The 24227-nt window shown below is 37.9% G+C and carries 21 protein-coding genes; all 21 read left to right on the forward strand.

What is annotated here, in order from left to right:
• Window positions 1-675: 675 nt before the first annotated feature.
• The 21 genes from AC6I3O_RS02660 (at window position 676) to AC6I3O_RS02760 (ending at window position 24207) form a co-directional block, all read left to right on the forward strand.
• The gene (locus AC6I3O_RS02660) at window positions 676-2463 is read left to right on the forward strand and encodes a methyl-accepting chemotaxis protein (protein ID WP_497849593.1); all 1788 of its coding nucleotides are present in this window, start codon (window positions 676-678) and stop codon (window positions 2461-2463) included.
• A gap of 512 nt (window positions 2464-2975) precedes the next feature.
• Window positions 2976-4289, forward strand: a complete 1314-nt coding sequence (locus AC6I3O_RS02665) for a zinc ribbon domain-containing protein (protein ID WP_497849594.1) — start codon at window positions 2976-2978, stop codon at window positions 4287-4289.
• A 681-nt stretch (window positions 4290-4970) separates the two neighbouring features.
• The gene (locus AC6I3O_RS02670; protein WP_497849595.1) at window positions 4971-5486 is read left to right on the forward strand and encodes a hypothetical protein; all 516 of its coding nucleotides are present in this window, start codon (window positions 4971-4973) and stop codon (window positions 5484-5486) included.
• 58 nt (window positions 5487-5544) lie between these two features.
• Complete coding sequence (locus AC6I3O_RS02675; RefSeq protein WP_497849596.1) at window positions 5545-6585, forward strand: hypothetical protein; 1041 nt, start codon at window positions 5545-5547, stop codon at window positions 6583-6585.
• Window positions 6586-6691: 106 nt separating this feature from the next.
• Window positions 6692-7801, forward strand: a complete 1110-nt coding sequence (locus AC6I3O_RS02680) for a DegT/DnrJ/EryC1/StrS family aminotransferase (RefSeq protein WP_497849597.1) — start codon at window positions 6692-6694, stop codon at window positions 7799-7801.
• Window positions 7802-7829: 28 nt separating this feature from the next.
• A complete protein-coding gene (locus AC6I3O_RS02685) occupies window positions 7830-8945 on the forward strand; it encodes an FkbM family methyltransferase (RefSeq protein WP_497849598.1) in 1116 nt (371 codons plus the stop codon).
• Window positions 8946-8961: 16 nt separating this feature from the next.
• Window positions 8962-9609, forward strand: coding sequence for an acetyltransferase (locus tag AC6I3O_RS02690; RefSeq protein WP_497849599.1), 648 nt, complete (start codon window positions 8962-8964; stop codon window positions 9607-9609).
• A 14-nt stretch (window positions 9610-9623) separates the two neighbouring features.
• The gene (locus tag AC6I3O_RS02695; protein ID WP_497849600.1) at window positions 9624-10367 is read left to right on the forward strand and encodes an SDR family NAD(P)-dependent oxidoreductase; all 744 of its coding nucleotides are present in this window, start codon (window positions 9624-9626) and stop codon (window positions 10365-10367) included.
• A complete protein-coding gene (locus AC6I3O_RS02700) occupies window positions 10364-11110 on the forward strand; it encodes an SDR family NAD(P)-dependent oxidoreductase (protein ID WP_497849601.1) in 747 nt (248 codons plus the stop codon). The genes AC6I3O_RS02695 and AC6I3O_RS02700 overlap by 4 nt, the downstream gene beginning before the upstream one ends.
• Window positions 11110-11901, forward strand: coding sequence for a transketolase (locus AC6I3O_RS02705; protein WP_497849602.1), 792 nt, complete (start codon window positions 11110-11112; stop codon window positions 11899-11901). Before AC6I3O_RS02700 ends, AC6I3O_RS02705 begins: the two co-directional genes overlap by 1 nt.
• Window positions 11891-12847, forward strand: a complete 957-nt coding sequence (locus AC6I3O_RS02710; protein ID WP_497849603.1) for a transketolase family protein — start codon at window positions 11891-11893, stop codon at window positions 12845-12847. The genes AC6I3O_RS02705 and AC6I3O_RS02710 overlap by 11 nt, the downstream gene beginning before the upstream one ends.
• 33 nt (window positions 12848-12880) lie before the next feature.
• Entirely contained in the window at window positions 12881-13120 is a 240-nt protein-coding gene (locus AC6I3O_RS02715; RefSeq protein ID WP_497849604.1) for an acyl carrier protein, read from the forward strand.
• Window positions 13121-13166: 46 nt separating this feature from the next.
• Window positions 13167-14264 (forward strand): FkbM family methyltransferase, encoded by a 1098-nt coding sequence (locus AC6I3O_RS02720; protein WP_497849605.1) that lies wholly within the window; start codon window positions 13167-13169, stop codon window positions 14262-14264.
• Window positions 14251-15663: an AMP-binding protein gene (locus tag AC6I3O_RS02725; protein WP_497849606.1), complete on the forward strand. Its 1413-nt coding sequence runs from the start codon at window positions 14251-14253 to the stop codon at window positions 15661-15663. The genes AC6I3O_RS02720 and AC6I3O_RS02725 overlap by 14 nt, the downstream gene beginning before the upstream one ends.
• A gap of 33 nt (window positions 15664-15696) precedes the next feature.
• Window positions 15697-16770, forward strand: a complete 1074-nt coding sequence (locus AC6I3O_RS02730; protein ID WP_497849607.1) for a LuxE/PaaK family acyltransferase — start codon at window positions 15697-15699, stop codon at window positions 16768-16770.
• The gene (locus tag AC6I3O_RS02735) at window positions 16754-17968 is read left to right on the forward strand and encodes an acyl-CoA reductase (RefSeq protein WP_497849608.1); all 1215 of its coding nucleotides are present in this window, start codon (window positions 16754-16756) and stop codon (window positions 17966-17968) included. Before AC6I3O_RS02730 ends, AC6I3O_RS02735 begins: the two co-directional genes overlap by 17 nt.
• 14 nt (window positions 17969-17982) lie before the next feature.
• On the forward strand, window positions 17983-19116 hold the full coding sequence (locus tag AC6I3O_RS02740) for a hypothetical protein (RefSeq protein ID WP_497849609.1): 1134 nt from the start codon (window positions 17983-17985) through the stop codon (window positions 19114-19116).
• Between the two features lie 229 nt (window positions 19117-19345).
• Entirely contained in the window at window positions 19346-20275 is a 930-nt protein-coding gene (locus tag AC6I3O_RS02745) for a radical SAM protein (RefSeq protein WP_497849610.1), read from the forward strand.
• Window positions 20265-21170, forward strand: a complete 906-nt coding sequence (locus tag AC6I3O_RS02750; RefSeq protein ID WP_497849611.1) for an FkbM family methyltransferase — start codon at window positions 20265-20267, stop codon at window positions 21168-21170. The genes AC6I3O_RS02745 and AC6I3O_RS02750 overlap by 11 nt, the downstream gene beginning before the upstream one ends.
• A gap of 5 nt (window positions 21171-21175) precedes the next feature.
• On the forward strand, window positions 21176-23089 hold the full coding sequence (locus AC6I3O_RS02755; protein WP_497849612.1) for a hypothetical protein: 1914 nt from the start codon (window positions 21176-21178) through the stop codon (window positions 23087-23089).
• Between the two features lie 5 nt (window positions 23090-23094).
• Window positions 23095-24207, forward strand: coding sequence for a glycosyltransferase (locus AC6I3O_RS02760; protein WP_497849613.1), 1113 nt, complete (start codon window positions 23095-23097; stop codon window positions 24205-24207).
• The last annotated feature ends 20 nt before the right edge of the window (window positions 24208-24227 follow it).

A 24227-nucleotide genomic window follows, 5' to 3' on the forward strand; every position in this document is an offset into this window, starting at 1 on the left:
TGATTTTTCAAGACAAATGGATATTAAACCACGCAGAAAGAGATGTGAGAAGGGGGGTTTAAGACGAAAAACAGAAAAGAGGAAATGTTATCCACAAGAAATATCTGAGGACAAAATGTTAATAACATTTTGTCCTCAAATGTATCATTTACTGTGGATAAAATTTTTTTTAATTTCAGCACATTTACCAACACTTTCTAAAAAGCCTATTACTGGCGTGGGTGTGAAAAGTAACTAAGTTTATTCTGGAAGTGTAAAACTGTTGTTTTACACTTGTTTTGGAGATAATTTTTTGATATAATTAATATATATTAGGGGATAGAAGGCTAGATAAATGGAATTTCCTGTGCTATTGCCTTAAATAGATCCAGTATTTTGTACTCAATTTTATATGACGGCACAGGGTTTCTATGCTCGCAGTAATCTGTGGGAATAGAGGCTTTTTTGTTTTACAAACCACAGTCGAAAAATGCCATTTGGTTTTCAAAGTGGCAGGGACGTTACAATAGAGGAGGGGAGAGAAGTATTACGAGAGGCATATAACTATTGAGCGTTATGAGAAAGGAGGGTGGATGAGTTACAGGCGCAGAGAGAGGATGAGTACTATCTCATGATTATTGAATAACGATAAAAGATGAAAAAGTATTTCGATGGAACAAAAAGGAGAAATGTCAAATGTTAAAAAATATGAAGATTCGGAGCAGATTGTTGATATCCTATCTGCTCATTACGGTTCTGTTGCTGATTGTCGGTATTGTTTCGATTGTCATGCTTCGAGAGGAGAGCAGCAAATTGCAGGAATTCTATGATCAACAATTTCAAACGGTAGAAAATGCATTGGATATGCGGCGTACAGTTTTTTCTGTTCGGGGCAATGTCCTATCTAGTATTGTAGAATATAACGAAGATACCGTCGACTCTGCTAAAAGCGAGTTTCAGAGTCTCTACACCCTGCTGGATGGACTGAAAGAGACATATCAGGGAGATATGTCTCAGCTCACCCAGATAGAGCAGAATTTGAACAGTGCAGAGCCCAGCCTGTCCCAGGTGACAGATTTAGCAAAACAGCAGCAGGACGATGAAGCGGTGGCTCTTTATAAGAGCAGTTACAAGCCGTACATGGACGAGACGCGGGATATTTTGGTCAGTGTAGGCGAGACTGCTCAGAAGAACGCTTTGAATAAAGTAGAAGATGGCGCCAGAATGGCTGGAATTTCCAATATTATTGTGATTGTGATAATTTGTCTTGCGGTGGCGGTCAGTGTGATATTGGCCTTGGCAATGAGTAATAGTATTCGTAAACCGGTGGAAGAAATTCGCCAGGTGGCCGCAAATATGGCCAAGGGTCAGATGGATATGGATATCACCTATCATTCCGCTGATGAGCTTGGCGAAATGGCGGAACATATGCGGGAATTAACTGGAATCGTGAGAGATATTGTCAGAGACGTCGATTATTGCATGAATGAGCTGGCGCAGGGCAACTTTACGGTGGTCAGTAAACAGCGGGAAGCATACGTTGGCGATTACGCAGGTATTCTGAAAGCTATGCGCATTCTGAAAGTGTCTATGAGCGACACGCTGAGTCAGATCGAGATTGCTGCAGATCAGGTTAATGCGGGCGGAGACCAGGTATCCAGCGGTTCGCAGGCGTTGGCGCAGGGAGCTACGGAGCAGGCTTCCTCCGTGCAGGAACTGGCCGCTACTATCCAGGATGTGAGCGGGCAGGTGGAGTCCACCGCTTCACATGCCAGAACTGCCAAATCTGAGAATGATCATACCCACCAGCAGATTGGCGTTTGTTCCGGAGACATGGATGCTCTGATGGATGCCATGGGTAAGATTGAGTCCCATTCTAATGAGATCAGCAAGGTCATCAACACCATTGAAGATATTGCGTTCCAGACTAACATTTTAGCCCTGAATGCCGCTGTTGAGGCTGCGCGCGCCGGCGCTGCAGGTAAGGGATTTGCCGTGGTTGCGGACGAGGTCCGTAGCTTGGCCAGCAAGTCTGCCAAGGCGGCCAAGAGTACTGCTGTGCTGATTGAAGACACCGTTTCAGCGGTTAAGGAGGGGCTTGACCTGTCCCAGGAGACGAGTCAGGCGTTGCAGACCGTGGTGGAAAGTTCCCAGAAGGTGTTGGAGGCTGTTAACCTGATCTCCAGCGCCACCGAAGAAGAGGCAGATTCTCTCTCTCAAATTTCCTCGGCTGTGGACCAGATTTCCAGTGTAGTGCAGACGAACTCTGCTACCGCTGAAGAGTCTGCCGCCGCAAGTGAGGAACTTTCAGGACAGGCTAATGTGCTCAAGGAGCTGGTCAGTCGGTTTCGTCTGGATAACAGCAGCTTTGGAGGCGCATCCACTTATAGAGATTCTGGTGTGAAACACAACGGCAACAGTAACAGTACATCTGGTGCAGGTAAGGATACCTTCGGAGAGTACACAGACGACGCAAAGTATTAAAGAAAAATGTTGATCTGTTCTGGTTTTTCAGAAGATGAAAAGACTGCTTCTGCAGAGGCGAGAAAAACAGTTGTTTATGATGAAGATTGCCCAGAGACACCTCAGGAAAGAGCTTTGAGTTTGGTAAAACCTGTAAACATTAGTGTTTGCAGGTTTTGTTTATGTGCAGACCCGTGCAGAGGAAATATGCCGCTGAGGCGGCGTACAGGCCGCGCGGCGAGTAGGAGAAGATGACTCTTCCCTACTCGATTCACCAAATAGGAGAGCATACATAATGCGTTAAAAGTCAAAAAAGCCATTACGAAAAAGTATACTTTTTCGTAATGGCTTTTTCCCGCTAATTTCTTAACCATTCTAATATATTATCGACAATTCGTCAATAAACTTAACCCCTATTTTTTGTAATATCTGTCTAAAAAAATTTCCAGGAAATTTGTCACGAAAAAGTATAGTATTTCGTAATAGCTTCAAATTACCAAGAAAACAAGAATCATTCGTATAAGGGGAGCGGAATGCCGTCAGATAAGATATGCAAGACAGTCCACCAGTACAATAAAGAATCAGTCAGCGATACAGATATGCATAAACTTCTGGATATCGCTGAGGATTACAGGAAGGTCAAAAACTATGTGTATGACAGGTTTGGCGGGATAGGAAGCCTATCAAAGATTTATCCGGGATATACCGTGCAGAATGAGATGACCGCAAGCGGATACCGGGAAACATTGGGACTGCCGGCTGTTTACTTCTATCTTGCAGTCTTTGACGCACTGGCAGATATCAAGAGTCAATGGACAAGGACAAAAACGAAGCTTGTAAAGCTAGTGAATAAGAATGAAAGCTTCAAGGAAGAAGAAAAACATTATCTTCGCTTCATATTAAAGGTAAATAATGCATTTGAGGCAGTATTGAACCAAAAGCCGATTGAGTTGGCTGCAAAGGTAAACAGACAATACTGTGAGTTGGCTGGAGAAGTGGATAGCGAAAAAATGCATCGATATTTATGTAGACAGGTGCGAAAGTATCATGTAAAGCTTCATACAGACACGGCGGATGTATTTTCCATAGCGGAACGAGCATACCGTTATGCCGACGGTGGAATCTATATTTCCATTAAAGAGAAGCGTAAAAGGATTTTTATACCGCTGACAGACAATAACCAATATCAGTGCCAGCTGCGAATGAAATTATATCCCAAGGAGAATCGCATTGAGCTCAAGGTTCCGGTAAATGTTGCAGTCCGACGTCATATGGATTATGTAAATCAGGTGGGGGTGGCGGTTGGTTTCAATACAATGCTGACAACAGACGAAGGGCATCGATATGGAACGGAATTAGGTAAATATCAGACCGGATATTCGGATTGGGTGAGGGAGCAGGCAAGTAGTTATAGAAGAAATAAGGGAGATAATCCGGGACGTAAGAAATATTGTGCAAAGAAGCGGCGGTTAGAAGAAGGACTTCATAGTTATATTAACCACGAATTGAATTATTTTCTTGCAGAGGAAAAGCCTAAGGTTATCTATGTTGTGAAACTACCAAAGCCGCAGGCCGGTGGACACAATAAGAAGATTAACTATTCCATTGCTCAATGGCAGAGAGGATATATAAGGAAGCGTTTGGAACAGAAATGTAAAGAACAGTCGATTGAGATTCTGGAAGTACTTGGAAAGAATATTAGTAACGAGTGCAGTATGTGCGGTGTGCTTGGAACGAAGACAGCGGGAGTGTTCTCTTGTTCAGCTTGCGGATATCAGGAAGAAGAAAAGACCAATACTGCCCGCAATGTAAAGAAGCGAGGGCAGAGTGATGGGGTGCTATATTAGCCGGATTATGAGGCAGCTCTAATTTGTCAGAATAGGAAACAAGATCATAAGAACAGCCATTTAGATAAGCAGCGGTGATGAGCCGAGGTTTTACCGAAAGGAGCCGGATGGTTCCAAAGGACTAAGAGGTGGGTTCATGATAAGGCAGGATAAGCCTGCTATATAAAAAGAAGTGTATTGGGTTAGAGGTAATGCATCAATACATATTAAAACGGCATTAGAAGGCGGGTAGAAGGGGGATTCCTTGGAGTCTGCGGATTGGATATGCCAGGACCTTGTGAACATAGGCGATGAAGAAGTGTGCAGGTATATGGGATATATGTTGAACAGGATGAAATCGATAATACTTGTATGCAGAAAACAAACCATGACGTAGCAGGGAGCGAAGCGAAGAAATTCGCATCATTCTTTTAGTGAGGATGACCAATATATCTTATTTTTTAGATAATCCAGATTTTTTAGCAGTTTGATTGATGTGTGATAAAGTATATGTATTTTATTAAATAATAAATTTGAGTTTTGAATTTGGTTGGTGTGATGGCTGAGATGATAAAAAAGAATGTGCTAATAATCAGGCTGTCAAACATTGGACAAATTGTAATATTTCAGCCCAGCAAGATGAGGTATGCATAGGACTGAGGTTTGCAATAATTAACATATACTGATGGGGGGTTTTTAGAAGTGTCTGAACAGAAGGAAACTAATAGAGGTAGGAAAGGAGGAAAAATTATTATTGCAGTCTGCATTTTAGTGATTGCAGCATTGCTGGGGGTTGTAGCTTATTTACTTTTGGACAAAAAAGAAGAGCCGACCAGACGCAATGTGGTTGTCAATAAGGAGAATGTAGGTGAGGTTCTTGAACAACTAGAGGCTCCTGTCCCAGCGGGTTCCTATGAGGTGAAAATGAATTCTACATGGAATTTTTCAAGCGGGGATGTGCCTTCGGAGAATGCTTATGTAGAAAATGCAGAAGCAAATACCAATTCTGTCTATTTTGATGTTACACGCACAGATACCGACGAGACAATTTTTGAGTCTCCCATACTGCCGGTCGGAAGTTACTTGGATAATATTACATTGGACAGCAATCTGCCGGCAGGGACGTACGACTGTCTTGTTACATATCATTTGCTTGATGAAAATGATAAGAGTATTAGTACGGTAAAACTGACGTTGACAATTAATATTGGGCAGTAGAAACAATAGAATCCTATGAGTATATGGAGAAAAATATTTTTTAAATGAGGAGGAAAACATGAAGAATTATAAGAAAGTTTTAGCGGCTGGATTGGCAGTGTCAATGGTTATGGGCAGCTCTGTAGTAGCATTGGCGGATGATGTAGACGGCGGTACATCCGGAACAGGTGGATTGGAAGGTACTGTGAGCACAGATGTATTTAGTGTTGTGCTTCCAAGTGTGCCAGAGACAGGAGATACGACATTTAATTATATCCTTGATCCGGAAGGACTTATTGCGAAGGCAGGGTCAGACAAGTATACAGATAAAACATTCGAGGAAAACGCTACTTTATTTTTCCAGAATACCGCTGAGGGCGCTGCAAAAGATTATTCCAGCACAAGCGATGCGCTTACCGTAATAAATAAGAGCAGCAGTGATGTGACAGTCGAGGTAAAGGCAACGGTTGCAAGCATCGATGGCATTACTATGACTGGAGACAAGACTTTTGCAGATGATACAAAAACCAGTCTTTATCTTGCATTAAAAGACGCTAGCAAAGAAACTGCAATTACAGCAGAAGGAGGGGCAACCCTTACATCTACGATTGACGCGGCTGCAGAGGATGCATATGAGGTGAAGTGGAATGCTACAGATAGCAAATATGAAAATGTATTAACAGATGAGGCAAAAGCGGATGATTATACAGGATTTGCGAAATACACATTCCAGATGACAGGCGCTTGTAATGCCGCTGGAGACTGGTCTGATTTAACAGATACGGCGCCGGTTGTAAATGTAGTTTGGAGCGTGAAAGATCCGTTTATCACTGGACCACAGATTACTTTATCTGCAAGCGGAGCGATCAGTATTACAGGCCTGACAGCAGAGCAAAATTATGCTGATTTAAAGATTATTGTTCCCAATGGTACTGAATATGACATCAACGCTCAGCAGAATACCTGGGATACAACTAATTTTGGCGAGGATGGCGGATATATAACAGGACAACTGGGCACTGCATGGATGGATTATTTAAAGGGTGAAACAGGAACAACAACTGTAAAACTTATATTGACAGACGGTACCACCAAGACTGCAACAGCGACGATTGCATAGTTTGTTTCGGAAGAAGATAGGTTTTAGTAAATATCGTTGTCGTCTTTGATGGCGACAACGATATTGCTATTCATATATGTTTTGAAAAATGACAAGGGATTTTTTCATGGGAAAAGAAGCGATTTTTGTGACTCGTTCCTCATTGCCATCATATGAGGAGTATATAGAAGCGATTAAACCGTTATGGGAAAGTCATTGGCTGACAAATATGGGGAAATTTCATCAAGAATTGGAAGAGAAATTGAAAGTGTATTTAGATGTGCCAGAATTATCGCTAATGGTAAATGGTCATATGGCATTAGAATTAATCATACAAGCGATGAAGTTTCCAGAAGGCGGGGAGATCATTACAACGCCGTTTACATTTATATCTACAACACATGCGATTATCCGAAATGGGCTAAAACCAGTTTTTTGCGATGTTAAGCCGAATGATGGAACCATAGACGAGACAAAGATAGAAAAGTTGATTAGCAATCGGACGGTTGCAATTCTTCCGGTTCATGTATATGGAAACATATGCGATGTGGAAGAAATTCAGCGTATTGCTGAAAAATATAATTTAAAGGTGATTTATGACGCAGCTCACGCTTTTGGCGAAAAGTATAAGAATAAGGGTATAGGAAATTATGGGGATGCTTCCGTATTTAGTTTTCATGCTACAAAAGTATTTAATACGATTGAAGGCGGAGCAGTTTCATTTACAGATAAAGAGCTATATGAAAAATTATATAATTTAAAAAATTTTGGGATTCGGGGAGAAGAAACAGTAGTAGAAATTGGGGCAAACGCAAAAATGAATGAATTTGCCGCGATTATGGGATTGTGCAATTTGAAACATATTGATGATGTAATTCGAGAAAGACGGTTACGCGCCAAGAAGTACAGGGAAATTTTGAAGGATGTCAGAGGAATTGGAGTGCTCGAGCAAAACATAGAAGTTGAAAGGAACTACGGATATTTCCCGATTATAGTAGATGAAGAATATCATGTTAGCAGGGATGAATTATATGAAATGTTGAGAGATAATAACTATTTTGCAAGAAAATATTTTTTTCCGCTTACTTCCGATCAAATCTGCTTTAAAAATAAATATATAAATAGTAAGTTAACGGCAGCAAGAGAACTTTCAAAAAAAGTGCTTGTATTACCAATGTATGAGACATTAGATCTTGAAAAACAAAAAGAAATATTAGATATAATTAGTAGGAATTAATTTTTTAGCAGCCATATAGGAGTTGAATATGAAATTAGAAAATATTATAGAAAGAATTCATACATCCCCAAAAGATGATAAAGTTGTTTTTGAAGAGTTGAAAAACGACAACAAACCTGTTTTGATTTATGGATGTTCGGATTACTCAAAAGTGATATTTGAGTATTTGAAAAAACAAGGGATTAAAATAGATGCATTTGTGGTTGATAAGCCTTATTGGGAAGAAAATTTCTATATTGAAGATAAAAAAGTTTTGTGTATGAATGATGTAGCACTGGAGAAATACAATGTTGTAATTGGATTTGGAGATGTTGAAAAAAGCAGATTTTTAATAAATAATGAGGGATTACTTAAAACTAAATTTTACTTTCTTTGGGAGCCGATAACGTGTTATGTATGGAATTTAGATTATGTAAAAAATAATTGGGATATTATCAATGTTGTTTTTGATGGACTGGCAGATAAAAGGTCAAAAAGAACATTATTTGAATTAATTGTAGCAAAGTTAAATGGCTGCTGTAGTAAGCAGTTATTAGAAGCTGCAGATGGAGGAAAGCACTATTTTAATGAGTTGACATTTTGTCCGGACTCAAAAGATGAAATATTAATAGATTGTGGGGCTTACAATGGCGATACAATCGAACAATATCTTGATTTTACGGATTCAAACTATAAAAAGATATATGCGTTTGAGCCTGGAAAAGAGATTATTGAAGTATTAAAAAAGAATGTGAGTAGTTATAAGAATATTGAGATTGTAAATAAAGGCGTGTGGAATGAAAATACATTCCTGATATTTGAAGATTCTGGTGAAACTTCTCATATTGACAATAAAGAGGGAGAAAATACAGTAGAAGTTACAACGATTGATACAGTCGTACAGAGCGATGAGCGAATAACATTTATCAAGATGGATATTGAAGGAAGCGAATTAGAGGCCTTACAAGGTGCTGTAGAAACAATAAAGCGTGATATGCCGAAACTGGCGATATGTTGTTATCATAAAAAAGACGATATTATAGAGTTATTTACGTTTGTTAAGAACTGTGAAAATAGCGAATACAGATATAATATTTATTTGAGACAACATTCTAATAGCGCCTATGAAACTGTGTTGTATGCGATACCTGTAAAAAGAAATTGAAAGGTAGAAATCAAAAGTGGTATTAGGGATTTATGGCTCCGGCGGGACTGGTAGAAATGTCAAAGAGATTGCAGAAGTAATAGGGACATGGAATGAAATCGTTTTTATTGACGATACTGTAAAATCAGGAATCTATAAGGGAGTTTGCAGAATGCCTTTCCAATGCTTTGTGCAAAAGTACAGTAAAGAAGCCGCAGAGGTAATTATTGCATTGGGAGAACCTGAACATAAAATTAATTTATATAACAAAGTAAAAAAGGCAGGGTATGATTTTGCTAATGTGATACATCCGTCAGCAGAAATCAGCCCATCGGCAACGGTAGGAAGAGGATTAATTATAAAGAATGGTTCGATTGTTTCATCGGATGCTGTGATTGAAGATAATGTGTGCTTAGAATTTAATGCTTTAATAGGGCATAATTGCGTGATCCATAGAAATTGTCAGATATCTTCGATGGTAGTGGTGGGAGGGTATAGTGAAATTGGAGAAGGAACCTATGTCGCCCAAAGTGTGCCAATCAAAGAGAACATAAAGATAGGCGCAAACTCTGTCATCGGTATGGGGGCTGTTGTACTTAGGGATATTCCGGAAAATGTGATCGCATTGGGGAATCCTGCCAGGGCAATGCGGAGTAAGAATGAAAGCAAGGTATTTAAAAATTAGAAAGGCTGAGTGATATGCTTCAGGGAAAAACAGCGGTAATAACTGGATGTCTGCAAGGAATAGGGAATGAAACAATGAGGGTATTTGCCCAAAATGGATGTGATATCTTTGCTTGCTCAATAAAAAAAACAGAAGAATATGAACAAAGTATTCTAAAGATAAAAGAAGAATATGGTGTAGAAATCATCCCTATTTATTTTGACATGTTAGATATAGATTCTGTAAAAGCGGCAGCGAAAGAAATACAGAGTATGAAAAAACCAGTTGATATTTTGGTAAATATAGCTGGTGTTGCAAAAGATGCGGTATTTCAGATGGTTACGCAAGACCAGTTAAAAGAAACTTTTCAGATTAATTTTTTCTCACAGATTTTGTTTAGTCAATATATAGTGAAGTTAATGTTAAGAAATGGGAAAGGGAATTTGATTTTTACATCCAGTATAACCGGAACGGACGGAAATCGAGGGCAACTGGCATATGGAGCCTCGAAGGCAGCGATTATCTCTGCTGTAAAAACAATGTCGGAGGAATTGGCGCCAAGCGGAATTCGGGTGAATGCAGTGGCGCCTGGAGTAATCAAATCACCTATGACAGATGTCCTGAATGAAGCAATAATCGGAAAGAAAATAAAAAATACCAAACTCTATAGAATAGGAATGCCAAGTGAGGTGGCAAATCTGATTTTGTTTTTGGCGTCAGATTATTCTGATTATATAACCGGACAGATTATTCGCATAGATGGGGGAATTGGCTCATGAAAAAACTGTTAGAGAATAAAAATATTATTGTGACAGGTACTCGGCGTGGAATCGGTAAAAAATTATTAGAAATATTAGCGGCTAACGGTGCGAATGTGTGGGCTCATGCACGGATAGAAACGAATGATTTTACGGATGAATGCAAAAGATTATCTGAAAAATATAAAATCCAGGTATGGCCGGTCTGTTTTGAGATGACGGATTATGAAGCTATGCGAGGAGCAATAAAGAAAATAAGAAATTATAAACTGCCGGTAGATGGTTTGGTGAATAATGCGGGAATTACATATAATGCGTTATTTCAGATGTCAGATATGAACGTTGTCCGCAAACAAATGGAAGTAAATTTCTTTTCGGTTTACCAGTTTACACAGTATATTGTGAAATTAATGATTAGAACAAAAAAAGGAAGTATTGTTAATATATCGTCTACGGCGGGTCTGGATGGTAATTCAGGAAAATCTGCATATGGGGCTTCAAAAGCGGCACTCATTGCGATGACGAAATCTGTAGCGGCAGAATTAGGAAACCAGGGAATTCGGGCAAACTGTATAGCGCCAGGTATTACTGAAACAGAAATGTTATCAACAATGCCAGACTATATCGTTGAAGCTGTAAAAAATGATGTTGATTTAAAGAGAGTTGGAAAACCAGAAGATATTGCAGATACAGCAGTTTTTTTGCTTTCTGATCTGTCCTCATATATAACCGGCCAGGTTATTCGGGTAGATGGAGGGATGTAGTGGCAAATATAGAGAAAATTATCAATGAGGTGAAGAAAAACATCGTTCGCTTGACATTTGAGGCAGGAAACAAGGGGGCTCATGTGGGTTCATCTTTATCATTGGCTGAAATATTGACAGTCTTGTTTGTCGAGTATTTTAATTCTGAAACTGACAAATTTATATTAAGCAAGGGGCATGGGGGATTAGGATATTATGCCGTTCTATATGCTGTTGGTGAGATTACGAAAGAACAGCTTAATACATTTGAAAAAAACGGAGGGGATTTCCCGGGGCAGCCGTCAAGACAGCCGGATAATAGAATTTTATATTCAAGCGGAAGCCTTGGAATGGGGCTCTCATATGGAGTTGGCTATGCCTGGAGTATGAAGCACAAAAAAGAAAAAGGAAAAGTATTCGTTGTATTAGGGGATGGAGAATTAGATGAGGGGAATATATGGGAAGCTGTTATGCTCGCAAAACAGCAGGCTCTTTCCAATCTGATTGCAGTTGTTGATTGGAATAACATGCAGTCAGATGGGAATACGAAACATATTCTGGATTTGGATTTGAAAAGTATCTGGTCTGCATTTGGATGGAGAGTGATCGAATGCGACGGACATAGTGTAGAAGAACTTCGTAACGCATATATTCGTGCGGAAGGTCTGGGACCTGCGGTTATTTTGGCAAAAACAGTTAAGGGTAAGGGAATCTCTTTCATGGAAAATAATAAAATATGGCACCATAACCATCTGACGGAAAAGCAGTATAAAATGGCTTTGGAGGAGTTAGAAAAGACATATGGAATTTAAGAATTCAGATATAAGGATGTGGTCAATGCTTGGGCAGAGAGGCACATTCGGCATTGCCTTGGAAAAGATGCGGGAGAAATATGAAGATATAATTGCTCTTTCGGCAGATTTATGTAATACGTCAGGATTGGACAGGTTTGCAGGAAAATATCCAGATTCTTTTTTAAATGTGGGAATTGCGGAACAGAATTTATTGGGTGTTGCAGCTGGAATGGCTGATTACGGAAAAATCCCATTTGCAACAACCTTTGCAAATTTTGCAGTGTTGAGGGCCTGTGAGATGGTACGCCATTTCATGGGATATATGCACTGTAATATCAAGCTTGTTGGCCTGGGCGCAGGTTTTGCTATGGAATATTTTGGGACAACCCATTATGGAATCGAGGATATTTCAGTAATTCGGTCAATTCCTGACATTGTTATTTTATCTCCGGCGGACGGACTGGAAGTTGTCAAATGTGTGGAAGCAGCAGTATTGCATAATGGACCCGTATATCTGCGGCTGACTGGAGTTATGAACCAACCGTCAGTTCACAAGAAAGATTTTGATTTTCAGATTGGAAAAGCGATGGAATTGGCAGACGGGGAAGATGTGGCAATTATTGCGACAGGGTCCATGGTTGCGGTAGCTTTAGAGACAGCAAGCATATTAAAAGAGAAGAAGATTGACTGTAAAGTAATTGATATGGCGACAATAAAACCCATAGATCAGGAGGCGGTTCAAAAGTGTCTGGATATGAAGTTATTAGTCACAGTGGAAGAACATAATGTGGTTGGCGGTTTGGGAAGCGCCGTTACAGAAGTCTGTACAATGCTGGGGAGAAAATGCCCAATACAGGTAATTGGTGTTGAAGGGTATAAAAAGGCAGGGGATTATTCCTATATGTTAAATATGCATGGATTAACTCCGGAAAAAATAGCAAAACAAATTTTAAAAATTTTTTAATAGTTAAAATATGTATAACAGGAGGAAAATGAGATGAACAATCTGGATAGATATAACAATGTATTTATAAACAATTTTGAAATCAGCAGAGACGATTTACAGGGGTTAGAATATCAGTCGATTTCTGCCTGGGACTCTGTAGGACATATGGGATTAATTGCAGCTTTGGAGGAAGAGTTTGATATTATGATGGATACGGATGATATTATTGATTTAAGCTCCTATGAAAAAGGGAAAGAAATTCTGGCGGATAATTATGATATTGAGTTTTAACAAACACATTTTTATATTGTAAGAATAAAGGTGGAGAATTCATATCATGACTGAAAATCAGAGAATTATTAATGAGATTAAATATTTAGGTTTGCCGGTTTTCATTTGGGGAAATGGGGAATTGGCGGGACTGACCCAGACTTTACTTGAAAGTAATGGAATTCATGTAGAAGGAAGAGTAATTAATATTCCTCTGGAGAATAATGGGGAAAAGATATTTTCCAAAGAGGAATTAAATCAAAAGACAGATTCTTATATTCTTATGAAAGCTTTTTTGCGGGCTATGATTTTAAGCGAAGAAGTGGTAAAGAAGACTTTTGGTGAAAAGTGTATTCGGTCGTACGCATTATCGGAATTGTATAGTTGCTGGGGAATTGAAAAGATAGATGCTATGTATGCAAGGGAGCATAGAATGGATTTTCAGGAAGTTTATGAAACGTTAGAAGACGACCTGTCTAAGGAATGTTTGAGGGCTTTTTTAAATGCGAAGATAGAAGAAAAGAGTTCGCATTTATATCCATATATTGTGACACCGCAATATTTCTTTAAGAACAAAATATGGAGGTTTGAACCAGATGAGATTTTGTTTGATGCCGGGGCATTTGACGGCGACAGTATCAGAGATTTCCTGACTGCAGCAGAAAGCCAGTATAAAAGAATCATTGCTTGCGAGCCAGACAAGAAAAATATGGAGAAGCTGCAAGAGTTTATAAGAATAACAAACCTTAAAAATATCAATACCGTATGTAAAGGGCTGGGAGATGGACAAAAGATTCTAAAATATAAATCGACAGGTACTATGATATCAACAATAGATGAAGATGGGAAAGAAGAAATTCAGGTTGACAGTATTGATAACATTTTAAATGATGCACCCGTGACGATTATCAAGATGGATATTGAAGGATATGAAAAAGAAGCGCTATTGGGAGCAAAACAAACCATTCAGAAGTATAATCCGATGTTGTTTATCAGCGCTTATCATAAGAAAGACGACTTGTTTTCAATTCAGAGAATGATAAAGAGTTTTTCGGAAGAGTATAGATTTTTCTTTAGAATTCATAAACCATTGGCAATTGATGCGGTTTTATATGCGGTGCCTGAATATAGGTTAAAAGCGAGGAATAAAAATGTGGGATTTTAAACAGTTTTCTAATCATGTGGCTGCATTGGATGACAAGGGAAATCAAATACATTATGAGGAGCTTTTGGAGGAAAACAGTAAGACTGCTTATGTATTAGGCAGACGTTGTCTCGTATTTATTTTTTGCACAAATTCTATAGGCTCATTGACTGCTTATGTGAATTGTATCAACAACAGGGTCGTTCCGCTGCTTCTTGCAAAGAATCTTGACGGAGAGCTAAGGGGGCAGTTAATAGAAAAATATAAGCCGGATTATTTGTGGATTCCGGAAGATATGGAGAAGGAATTTGCAAAATATACTCCAAAATATAAAGCTTATGGATATACACTTTTGGAAACCGGATATAAAAATATCTATAGCTTATATGACGAACTATGTCTTCTGCTGACAACCTCTGGTTCGACTGGCAGCCCCAAATTAGTGCGGCAAAGCTATGGAAACGTTTTGTCAAATGCAGAATCGATCGCACAGTATTTAGAATTAACTTCTACGGAACGACCGATTACAACGCTTCCAATGAACTATACCTATGGACTTTCGATTATTAACAGTCATTTACTGGTAGGAGCAACAATTCTTTTTACAGAAAAAGGATTGCTGCAGAAAGATTTCTGGGTATTTTTCAAAGATGCAGGAGCAACCTCTTTTGGAGGCGTTCCTTATACATATGAAATATTGGACAAGCTGAACTTTTTACAGATGGAATTACCTTCGCTAAGAACTATGACGCAGGCAGGCGGGAAATTACAGCCGGAACTCCATAAAAAATTTGCTGAATACGCAATGGAAAAGAAGAAACGTTTTTTTGTTATGTACGGACAGGCAGAGGCGACGGCTAGAATGTCTTACCTTCCATACCAAAAATCGTTAGAAAAATATGGGAGTATGGGAATCGCTATACCTGGCGGGAAGTTTACGCTCATAGATACGGCCGGAAAAGAAATCCACGAGATAAACACTACGGGAGAACTCATATATGAAGGACCCAATGTTACGTTAGGGTATGCAGAATGCGGCGAGGAGCTTATAAAAACCGATGAACGGCATGGGCGGTTAGAAACAGGGGATATGGCCAGGATGGATGAAGACGGATATTTTTATATTGTAGGAAGAAAAAAACGATTTTTAAAGATATTTGGAAATCGGGTTAATCTTGATGAGATAGACAGGCTGGTAAAAGCAAATTTTAGTGAAATTGATTGTGCAAGTTCCGGACGGGATGATAATTTGTATGTGTTTATTACAGAGAATGATATGGAAAAAAAGGTCAGACATTTCCTCTCTGAAAAAACAAGGTTGAATCCTGCGTCGTTCACAATCAAGACAATTTCGGTAATTCCGAGAAATGAATCAGGAAAGATATTATATAACGAGCTGACTCAGTATATTGAAGGATAGTGGGAATACGGAATGAGATGGAGTTTGGATGATATGTTGGAGAGAGAACCCTATTCTCTTGAAAAACAAGAAAAGCATTTGTCATTAAGTAAACGACTGATTGAACTTTCATTGAAGCATTATGATTTTTGCAATGAGTATAAAAGGATTGTAGATGCATTTGGAATAGATTTGAGTAAAATTACTTCTTATTATGAATTGCCGTTTCTTCCTGTGCGTCTTTTTAAGGAGTTGGATTTGCAGAGTGTTTCTGCAGAAGATATTGTGAAGGTGATCACTTCATCCGGAACATCCAATCAAAAGGTTTCAAAAGTATACATTGACAAAAAGACAGCGGAATACCAGCAGAAGACGTTAGTGAAGTTAGTATCGTCATTTACCGGGAAAAAACGTATGCCTATGTTGATTATCGATTGCCCGTCAGTTATAAAGGATCGGGCAAAGTTTAGCGCGAGAGGCGCGGGAATATTGGGATTTTCTATTTTGGGCAGAGAGAAGCTATATGCATTGAATGATAATATGAAGTTAGATGTAGAAGGAATAAAGCTTTTTTTGGATGAGCATAAAGGAGAACCGATTTTCATGTTTGGATTCACCTTTATGATATGGCAGTATTTCTATAAAGAGCTTTTAAGACTAAAGAAAGAAGGAATAGAGCTGGATTTGTCTGATGGAATTCTGATACATGGGGGCGGATGGAAACGGTTAGCCAATGAAGCGGTTTCACAGAGAGAGTTCAGGGAAAGTCTTTGCAAAGTGTGTGGAATTCGTAATATTCATGACTATTACGGCATGGCGGAACAAACAGGCTGTATTTATATGCAGTGCGAATATGGCCATCTCCATACCAGCATTTTTTCTGATGTAATTACGCGAAAGCCAGTAGATTTTTCGGTTTGTGGGATTGGAGAAAAAGGGATGATTCAGGTGGTATCCACGCTCCCCGAGTCCTATCCAGGACATTCGTTGCTTACAGAGGATGAGGGAATCATTTTAGGAGAGGACGATTGCCCGTGTGGAAGAAAGGGAAAGTATTTTTCTGTTGTCGGGCGTCTGAAAAGTGCGGAAATCAGGGGGTGCAGTGATACTTATGCGGTTAAATCCTGAGATGTTAGAGTTTGACATAGGGAATTTGGATGTAGTTGAAAGAATGCAGGAATTACCAACAGATGAACCTTTTGCAGGGGAGCGGATAGCCTTTTTGAACGGTGTTTCAAAAAAATTATTATCTAATACAAAAGCAAAAGACTATTCGGATGTTATCACATTTGCATATTGGATAAGAAAGGCAAACATGGAAAGAAAAAAGCAGGAATTTCTTTCAGATGGCAGGATGCGAATGGGAAAAGGAGTTGTGTTTCATATTGCACCATCGAATGTGGCCGTTAATTATGCATATTCTTTTGCAGTGGGATTTGTGTTGGGAAATGCAAATATTGTCAGATTACCGTCCAAAGAGTTCCCGCAAGTTATCATGATTAATCAGGCGATAAAAGAAGTGTTGGAGAAAGAGGAGAGGTTTCAAAAATGGAAAAATTATATTGTGCTTCTGCGGTATAAAAAAAATAAAGCGGTAAATGATTATTTTTCTTCGATTTGCGATGTAAGAGTGATTTGGGGCGGAGATGCAGCGATACAGAATATCAGACAGTCAGGACAGGCGCCGCGCGCAAGAGAAATTACTTTTGCAGACAGATATTCTATCTGCATAATTGATGCGGGAACATATATGGAGAGCACTGATAAAAATAAAATTGCATTAAATTTTTATAATGATACATATCTTACGGATCAGAATGCGTGTACGTCGCCTAAGCTGGTATGCTGGATAGGAAAAGAGGAGACAGTTTGTTCGGCAAAAGGAATCTTCTGGAAAAATATGTGGGAGCTGGTTCAAAGGGAATATTCGTTTCAGCCAATTCAATTTGTAAATAAATTTGTATGTAGTTGTATTGCAGCGACAAAAATAGAAGATATCCGTATGGTTCCAATGCAGGATAATCTGATTACAAGAATGGAATTAAAGAAGTTAGAGCTGAAAATACAAGAATATAGTGGAAATTCAGGATTATTTTACGAGTATCATCTAAAAGATGTTTTTGAGCTAATTTCCCTTTGTAATGAGAAAATGCAAACCGTTTCTTTTTTAGGAGATATTAGCATACTTCTTCCCATTATACGTTCAGGGGTAAAAGGAATTGACCGAATCACATGCATCGGACAGACAATGGAATTTGACTTTATCTGGGATGGGTATAATTTGGTTGATTATATGACAAGGACTATTTCTTTGTCCGGAATATAGCGAGGAACACGGAAATGCCGTTTATAACATATATTGAAGAAAAAAATGGAAGAATACCTTTGCATTTCCTTGATGCAGCTTACATTAATGGATATTTTTGGGTAAGCGCATTAGAATGGAACGGTTATTATAAAGTCAACATAGAAACAGGTAAGGCAGAATTAATAGGCGCATTTGAAAATGTAGACTTGATGGCAGATAAGCTTTTTAATCAGGTTTTAGCTTATGGAAAATTTGTCTTTTTTATTCCATGGTTTTCAAATTATCTGGTGAAATTAAATACAGAGAATTTAGAAGTGATGTATTATAAGCTTCCCAATTTTATCATCAAAGAGATAGCTAAATTTAGAGTGGCGGTTATATATGAAAAAAGAATTTTTATGTTTCCGCATATAAGCGATGAGATATGTATCTTTGATATTGAAACAGAAATATTTTCATGTGATGACGGATGGGCGAAAGAATTTTCCCAGTATGAAACATTACACATAAAAGATCGGTTTGTTCAGGGATGTAGGATTGAAGAACAGATATATCTGGCGAGTTTTTCAGGAAGCTTTATTATGAAATACAATTTGAGTAATTTTCAATATGAAATGATTCCATTTCCGGAAGATGAAAAAAGGATCGTTGATATGGCTGTTTTTAATAAAGACAGATTAATAATTTTGACTTGGGTTGGAAATGTTTGGAGTTATGATATACGAAACGCATGTAAAGAGCTTATTTATAAATATAATGGAAGCGTAGAGTTTCCATATAGGCACGCGTTGTTACAACAAGATTGTGTTCTTCTTGTTCCGGCCTTTGAGGAAAAAATTGTATTTACTGATAAGGAAAAAGAAAAGCTGTTTTTGTATCCGGATGAATGGGAAACGAATCATATAAATGTTGGGATTGATTCTATTTTCAACGGATACTATAAAATGGGAAGCGTAGTAATTCTTTATCCGTGTTTGGGAAATATGCTGCTAAAAATAGATGTAAATAAAAAGACGTTAACCAGTGTGAAAATGGCGGGGAAAAACAATATCAATTTGCATTCTTTTCTAAATATGGTTGATACGAAGGAAGAAAAAAATAGTATTTATAGAAATAATTCTATTATAAAGGGAATGCAGATTTGGAACGGAGTGAGAAAAAAATAAATGAGAGTGGCTATATATGGAGCTGGAAGACGCGGGGAATATGTGGCGCGTAACATAAAAGAGTGTAAGAATGCCAAAGTAGAGGTCTTCCAGTTTATTGATAATAATCCTGCATATTTGAATAAACAAAAATTTGGAATTCCTATCGTTGAATTAGGGGGGGGGGGTTAAAAATTTTGATAGGAATGAGTGTGTAATAGTTGCTTCTGAATTATTTACAGCTCAGGAAATGGCAGTTTCTTTACTTAATAAAGGATATCATAATGCTTATATTATTCCAGAAGAAGTATTTGACGGCGAATTACCAATATTAAATAAAGACGGAAGTCTCATGAAGTACATCAGACATATGAGATGCTATAAACCTTGTCTGCCTTATTTAGAATACCATGTTTCGGATTATTGCAATTTGAAATGTAAAGGATGCGGTCATTTCTCTAATATTGTAACCAATGAAAAATTTCCTTCTATAGTTGAATTTAGAAGCTCTTTAAATGGACTTTCAAAAAAATTCTCGAATGTAAAAACGATTCGTCTAATGGGAGGAGAGCCTTTTTTAAATTTAGATTTAGACTTGTTCATATATGAAGCAAGAAGAGCTTTTCCGTATTCGGATGTAAGAATTGTTACCAATGGATTGATATTGCCCAAAATAAGTAAAAATATTATAAAAGCAATACGAGAATGCGGCGCAGTGGTAGATATATCACAGTACCCGCCCACGAGAGAATTCATAGAAAATATAGTTTGTTTTGCATACGATAATCACTTGAAGATTCAAATCGGGGCAGAAATAGAAGAATTTTTCGCGGCATTAAAGCAGAATACGGATACTATGGAAAATGCGGAAAAAGTATTTTCTGATTGCATTAGTAAGACATGCTATTTCCTTAGAGATAAACGTTTATACCCATGTCCGGTTGCAAGATTATTATACGAAAATAAAGATTTTTTAAAATTAGATATATCCAGGAATGATGTGATTAATAATTCATTTGACTTAATAGACGGAAGAGAAGATGGATGGGAGGTTTTAAGAAAGTTATTCTATCCTAATGAATTTTGCAAATACTGTACAGAGAAAAAAGAATTTGCGTGGTGTATTTCAAGAGGAGAGGTTAAAAGAGAAGATTGGATGGTGAACAATAATGAAATGTAATGTAATCGTATATGGCTTGGGAGGATATTTTGAAAGTGTTTGTAAAAGAGGGGAAAAAGTAGAGGAATGTTATAATATAGTGGGATATTGTGACCGTAATGATAAATATACAGATGTCTATGAAAATTATATTTCACCCTCAGAATTGTCAGAAAGAGCATATGATTTCATAATTGTAACCAGTATTTATTATAGAGAAATTGTTACGGATTTAGTTGAAAAATATAAAGTGGATTGTACTAAAATTCTGATTTGGGAAGACGAATTACGAAAAAAAGATTACTTCAATAATTATGGAGCCATATATTCTTTTGGGCAGGCTGGAGAAGATTATGTTATATACAGCTTGCTAAAAGAAAAAGGAATTTCACCTGAAACAGCGAGTTACGTTGAAGTAGGTGTAGACAGCCCTTTTGAGAATAACCATACATATTTTTTACATCTAGCCGGTGCAAAAGGGTTATTGGTAGATGCGAACCCAGAAAGTATTAATTTTATAAAAGTTATCCGGAAAAACCAAATAGTGTTGAATAATGTTATAAATGATAAAAAGGGAAAAGTACCTTTTTATATTTCCGATATTCCGGCTCTTTCCTCTATGGACATAGAGAATATTAGACTGAATAATGGAACGGTTAAAGAGAAAATAGAATTGGATTCTATTTCAATGAACGATGTATTAGCAATGCAAGATAAAACAATCGTACTTTCGATAGATTTAGAAGGCTATGATAAGGCGGCGTTGAAGTCAATAGATTTAGACGTATTCCAACCGGAGATTATTTGTACGGAAATTGGGAAACCAGATAACAAACTCTTAGATTATATGAAGAATAAGGGATATATGCTTGCATTTTGTAATTACATTAATTCAATATGGAAGAGAATGGATTAGGATAAATGGCAGAGACTTCTTTAAAGTTCGTAAAATCACGAATTGATAAAAATTATGAATGTGTCAAGGAACTGGAACAATTAATTTTCTCAAAAAAGTCTGATGAAGAAAAACTCGAAATTATCAGCTTAATAGGAAAGTTTTATTCAGAGTATATAACAGGAGTTTACTCTTGTAATACACTAGAACGGCAGTTAATAGAGATTGGGAAAAAAATTAATTTTGTTCCAACGAAAGCAGCCAGTAACAAGAAAATATTGATTGTTATGAGTGCATGTTCTCCTGTGGGAGGACATACAGTCCTGGTACATAACTGGATCAAGTGGGATGATGAAAAAATTTATTCTATTATTTTTACGAATATGGGAGGGCTTGAGGCGCCTGATTTTATAAAAGAAATAGTAGAACATTCAGGAGGAGCTTGCATATATTTGTCTGGTTCATATATGGAGAGAGCTTTAAAGCTTCTGGAAATATCAGAGGGATTTTATCGAGTTCTACTTTTTACACATATGGAAGATATCATACCGGTTATTGCGTATAGCAACCCTCGATGGAAAAGACCTGTCTATTTTTACAACCATGCTGATTTTAGATTTTCCTATGGTTTTTCTGTTTCGGATATCGTATTGAATCTTACAGACTTTGATGTGGATAAAACGATTCGCTATAGAGGAATTGATGAAAAAGAGAGTATCTGTTTTCAGTTCCCTGGTTATGGTCAGATAGATGATGTAAAAAACAGAGTGGATAAGCATAGTCTTCGATTATTCATAGAAGAAAAATATGGCTTGGAAAAAGATGAGCAACTGATCGTATCAATGGGGAATGATTTTAAATATGAAAATGTGATAGGATATGAATTCGATTCCTATGTGGAGGAGGTAATCAGTAGATATCGTGGAAAATGTAGTTTTTTCATTATAGGCGCCGATGGAAATAGAGGAAAATGGATTCGATTAAATGAAAAGACACACGGGAAGGCGAGAGCCTTAGGAATATTGCCGAGAAAAGAAGCGGAGAGGCTAATTGCCGGAGCAGATATCTACATTGTTTCTTTCCCAATGACAGCGTCAGGACAACAGGATGCAGAGTGTGCCGGAGTCCCATATCTGGGAATAAATATGTATGGCAGGGGAATTAGGGCAGATGATATTCGATTCTCTGAGTCGGTAGAGGAACTGACAGAGAAGACATTAGATATTTTAGAGGGGAATAGATTAAGGTATCTCCCAGCAAGAAATGCAGATATATGGACAAAAGAAGAATGGAAAAGAGAATGGAAAGAGGTATGCAATACCATAACATACCACAAATTACATTCGTTTTCTCCCCAGAGATATATTGAGAAGCAAGAGTATGTGAATTGCCAGCTAATGCAGGAAGAAGCTGCGCGAAAAATTTGTGATTATATTATGGCAAATTCTATTAGCTGGCAGATAAAAAAAGAACTTTTCAGAATAGATTACAAATATGACATGGGACTTGCATATAACAATATGATTTATTATGAAAAAGAATGTGAGAACTTAAAAAAAATGTCCCATAAGCATTTGCAGCTATATTTGACAGCAATCAAATGGATTGAGCTTAGGCAGAAAAAAATGAAGATAGATGAATATCTTTCCGAGAAAGGTTATTGTACTGCAGCAATATATGGCATGAGTTATATGGGAGAGCGGCTGGCATACGAATTAAATGACAGTAACATAGAAGTATTATATGGAATTGATAAGGACGCAAAGAAAAAAAATTCGGATATTCCTGTTTTTCTTCCGTCTGAACTGCCGGAAAGAGTAGACATTATTATAAATACGACGGTGTTTGAAAATACATGCTTATTAGAAGAGTTGAATTTGAAAGGTATTTTAATGATGAATATGAATGAATTATTTGACGCGGTCAATAGAAGGAGATAACTTTTTTGAAAAAGAAACTACTATTTATTATCTGGTCCTACACATACGGGGGCGGAGCCGAAGCACTCCTGACAACCATAGTAAACCATCTGAATCCGGATAAATATGATATCAGTATTATAGAATTCCACCATGCAGAGATCAAGACGGAGCCGGTCAGAGCTGGTGTCCATGTTTTGCCATGTATCGAGGCCATAGAGACACCGGAAAAACATTCTAAGACGTATCAGTTATACCATACGCCAGAGGTTTTGATTGACGCTTACATAGAGAAGGGGTATGACCTGTATATCTCTTTTAATTACCAGATTCCGACGTTTTTGCTTCCGAAGGGAACGAAGAATATTGCTTGGGTACACAGTGACGTCTATGATCTTGCAGAAGAAGCTATGCAGAGAGAAAGAAGAAGACAGGATACGGCTTTTTATAATATTAGGAAAATTGTGGCAATCAGTGATTATACGGAGCAGTCAATTCGCGATTTGTTCCCAGGGCATTCGGATAAAATTGTAAAGATATACAACGGTGTTGATACAGAAGCAATCAGAAAAAAATCTCTGGAAAGTACAGAAATAATAATTAAAGGTCCGTCGATTGTTTTCGTAGGAAGGCTGGAAGCGCGGAAAGCTCCGGTGCGGTTAGTCCATGTACTTCACCTGGTACATAAAAGAGGGGTGCGTATGCATCTGTATTATCTGGGGCAGGGAGAAGAACAGGCAAGGATAATCCAAAAAGCAGGCGAATATGGTCTTACAGAATTTGTCCATCTGTTAGGATATCAGCACAATCCATATCCCATTATCAGACAATGCGACGTGGTGTGCCTGCTTTCAAAATCTGAAGGATTCAGTATGTGCCTGTTGGAGAGTATTACCCTTGGAAAAGCGTTCGTGGCTTCTTCTGTGGGAGGTGCAGAAGAACTGTCGAATCATCAGCAGTGTGGGCGGATTATCAAGACAGATGAAGATGCGGCAATCGCGGTGTGTGAACTGTTGGAAATGAAAAAAGAAGAGATAAGAAGTGCATGCCAGGAATCTTTGAAACGTTTTGAATTAATGCATTATATAGAACAGGTTGAAAGTCTGTTTGATTCCGTGATGGATGAAGAGGATAAATGAGAAATAATGATTAGACGGGG

This window comes from Sporofaciens sp. St.21A7 (assembly GCF_059728535.1).